Annotated in this window: 2 protein-coding genes and 1 pseudogene; all 3 read left to right on the top strand. The window is 69.6% G+C overall.

Going from position 1 to position 2,962, the window contains the following annotated elements; translation table 11 throughout:
• The first annotated feature begins 271 nt into the window (after positions 1–271).
• Positions 272–994, top strand: coding sequence for an IclR family transcriptional regulator (locus AC5RUJ_RS13740; RefSeq protein WP_494002501.1), 723 nt, complete (start codon positions 272–274; stop codon positions 992–994).
• 2 nt (positions 995–996) lie between these two features.
• The gene (hutU, locus tag AC5RUJ_RS13735) at positions 997–2,694 is read left to right on the top strand and encodes a urocanate hydratase (protein ID WP_494128322.1); all 1,698 of its coding nucleotides are present in this window, start codon (positions 997–999) and stop codon (positions 2,692–2,694) included.
• A gap of 6 nt (positions 2,695–2,700) precedes the next feature.
• A pseudogene (locus tag AC5RUJ_RS13730) lies at positions 2,701–2,962 on the top strand (allantoate amidohydrolase); the annotation flags it as partial.

Here is a 2,962-nt window from a genome sequence, read left to right as displayed (position 1 = left end):
GCAGGAGGGCGCCGGCCAGCACCGCAGCCGAGGCGGTGGCCAGCAGGGGGCGGCGGGGCGCGGTGGCCGCGGACATCAATGGGCGCATCAGGATCTCCTTGTTTCTGCCGGTACGCGGCATACCTGTTTCGATCAGTAAAACGAGCGTGGCTTGCTACCTGAAGCTACCCATCCGTGCTGCCGGGGTCAAGGGTTTTTTGCTTATTCCTTGCCGCTGCATGAAATTGATGTTTTACTGGCTGCAACATTGGATGGTTACCGAGGAGCAGGCATGGCGTCAGGAACGGCAGCGGATCCTACGACCAGGGCGGCGGACCGCACCCTGGCGCTGCTTCGCATCGTCTGCGAGCACGACGGCGTCAAGCTCGCCGATGCGGCCAAGGCGGTGGGCCTGTCGGCGTCGACCGCGTTGCGCCTGCTGCGCACGCTGGAAGCCAACGGGTTCGCAGCGAAACGCGACAACGCGCTCTACCGGCCGGGCTTCCGGATGGTGCAGTTGGGTGTCCAGGCGCTCAGCCACGAGTCGCTGGTGGATGCGGGCCGGGAGGTCCTGCGGAGCCTGGTGGACCAGACCGGGGAGTCGGCGTACCTGAGCGTGACCGCCGGCAACGACCACGGGCTGTACATAGCCATCGAAGAGGGCACCCATACCGTGCGGCACGTGAATTGGGTGGGCCGGACCTTCCCGATGGCGGGCAGCGCGGCCGGGGCGGCCCTCAGCGGACAGGTTGGCCGGGGCGGGTACACCGTGCAGGCGGACAGCGTGGAGGCCGACGTCACCGCCGTCGCGGCCCCCGTCTTCGCCGGCGACAAGGTGGTTGCCGCGGTGAGCATCGTCGCGCCCAGCTACCGCACCACGGCAGAGGCCGCCGAAAAATTCGGGCTGCTGCTGGCCGAACAGGCCGGCACGCTCTTCGCCGCGCCGGAGGGCTCGGCGGCCAATGGGACCGAAGAACATAACCAGAGAAGTACCTCCACGCCAGAAAGGGCATGACGATGACGTTCACCCAGCACGACCCTTCCCGCCGCATCCGGGCTTCCCGGGGCACCACCCTCACCGCCAAGAGCTGGCAGACCGAGGCTCCGCTCCGGATGCTAATGAACAACCTGGATCCCGAAGTGGCGGAACGCCCCGAGGACCTGGTGGTCTACGGCGGCACCGGCCGCGCCGCACGCTCCTGGGAAGCCTACGACGCGATCGTCAAGACGCTGGCGGAACTCGAAGACGACGAGACGCTGCTGGTCCAGTCCGGCAAGCCCGTGGGCGTGCTGCGCACCAACCCCTGGGCCCCGCGCGTGCTCCTCGCCAACTCGAACCTGGTGGGCGACTGGGCCAACTGGCCGGAATTCCGCCGCCTGGAGGCCGAAGGGCTGATGATGTACGGCCAGATGACGGCCGGGTCCTGGATCTACATCGGCACCCAGGGAATCCTGCAGGGCACCTTCGAGACCTTCGCCGCCGTCGGCGCCAAGCTGCACGAGGCCGGCAAGACCGCGTCGCCCACGCTGGCCGGAACGCTGACGCTGACCGGCGGCTGCGGCGGCATGGGCGGAGCCCAGCCGCTGGCGGTCACCCTCAACGACGGCGCCTGCCTGATCGTGGACGTGGACGAGGCCCGGCTCCGCCGCCGCGTGGGCAAACGCTACCTGGACGAGGTGGAGACCGACCTGGACACCGCCGTCGCGAAGGCCATGAAGGCCAAGGAAGAAGGCCGCGGCTGGTCGGTGGGCTACGTGGGCAACGCGGCGGAGGTGTTCCCCGAGATCCTGCGCCGGCACCGGGCCGGCGAGATCACCGTGGACGTGGTCACCGACCAGACCTCGGCCCACGATCCGCTGTCGTACCTGCCGGAAGGCATTTCCGTGGCGGATTGGCAGCGCGAGGCCCAGGCCGATCCGGTCGGCTTCACCAAGAAGGCGCAGGCGTCCATGGCCCGGCACGTGCAGGCCATGGTCGAGTTCCAGGACGCCGGGGCCGAGGTGTTCGACTACGGCAACTCGATCCGCGACGAGGCACGCAAGGGCGGCTACGAGCGCGCCTTCGAGTTCCCGGGCTTCGTCCCGGCCTACATCCGGCCGCTGTTCTGCGAGGGACTGGGCCCGTTCCGCTGGGTGGCGCTCTCCGGCGACCCGAAGGACATCGAGGTGACCGACGCCGCCCTGAAGGAACTGTTCCCGGAGAACGAGCACCTGCACCGGTGGCTGGATGCCGCGGCCGAGCGGGTGGAGTTCGAGGGGCTGCCGGCGCGCATCTGCTGGCTGGGCTACGGCGAGCGCCACCAGGCCGGGCTGCTCTTCAACCGGCTGGTGGCCGAGGGCAAGGTCTCGGCGCCGATCGTGATCGGCCGCGACCACCTGGACTCCGGCTCCGTCGCCTCGCCGTACCGGGAGACCGAGGCGATGGCCGACGGCTCGGACGCCATCGCGGACTGGCCGCTGTTGAACGCCTTGACCGCCGCGAGCTCCGGGGCCACCTGGGTGTCCATCCACCACGGCGGCGGCGTCGGCATCGGCCGCTCCATCCACGCCGGCCAGGTGTCGGTGGCGGACGGCACCGAACTGGCGGCGCAGAAGCTGGAGCGGCTGCTGACCAACGATCCGGGGATGGGCGTGATCCGCCACGTGGACGCCGGCTACGACCGCGCCGTCGAGGTCGCGGCCGAACGGGGCATCCACATCCCGATGGGCAAGTAGGCGCAGATGGAAACTGTGTCCTCCCTCCTGGAATCCATTGCCGACGTCGGCCGTGACGCGCAACGCGGCGGGTACTCGCGGCCGGTCTATTCCAGCGCGGAACTGGGCCTGCGCGACTGGTTCATCGAACAGGCCCAACGCCGCGGGCTGGGCGTGGAGACGGACCGCAACGGCATCATCTGGGCGTGGTGGGGCGAGCCGCAGCCCGGCGCCCTGGTCACCGGCAGCCATCTGGATTCGGTTCCCGGCGGCGGCGCCTTCGACGGGC

The organism is Arthrobacter sp. Y3223164 (assembly GCF_059091005.1).
Note: the sequence above shows the minus strand (reverse complement) of the source record. Positions and strands in the feature narration are given on the sequence as shown.

Excerpts from the sequence above, each read along its gene's own strand:
- AC5RUJ_RS13740 (WP_494002501.1), top strand. The coding sequence starts at position 272 with ATGGCGTCAGGAACGGCAGCGGATCCTACGACCAGGGCGGCGGACCGC.
- hutU (WP_494128322.1), top strand. The coding sequence starts at position 997 with ATGACGTTCACCCAGCACGACCCTTCCCGCCGCATCCGGGCTTCCCGG.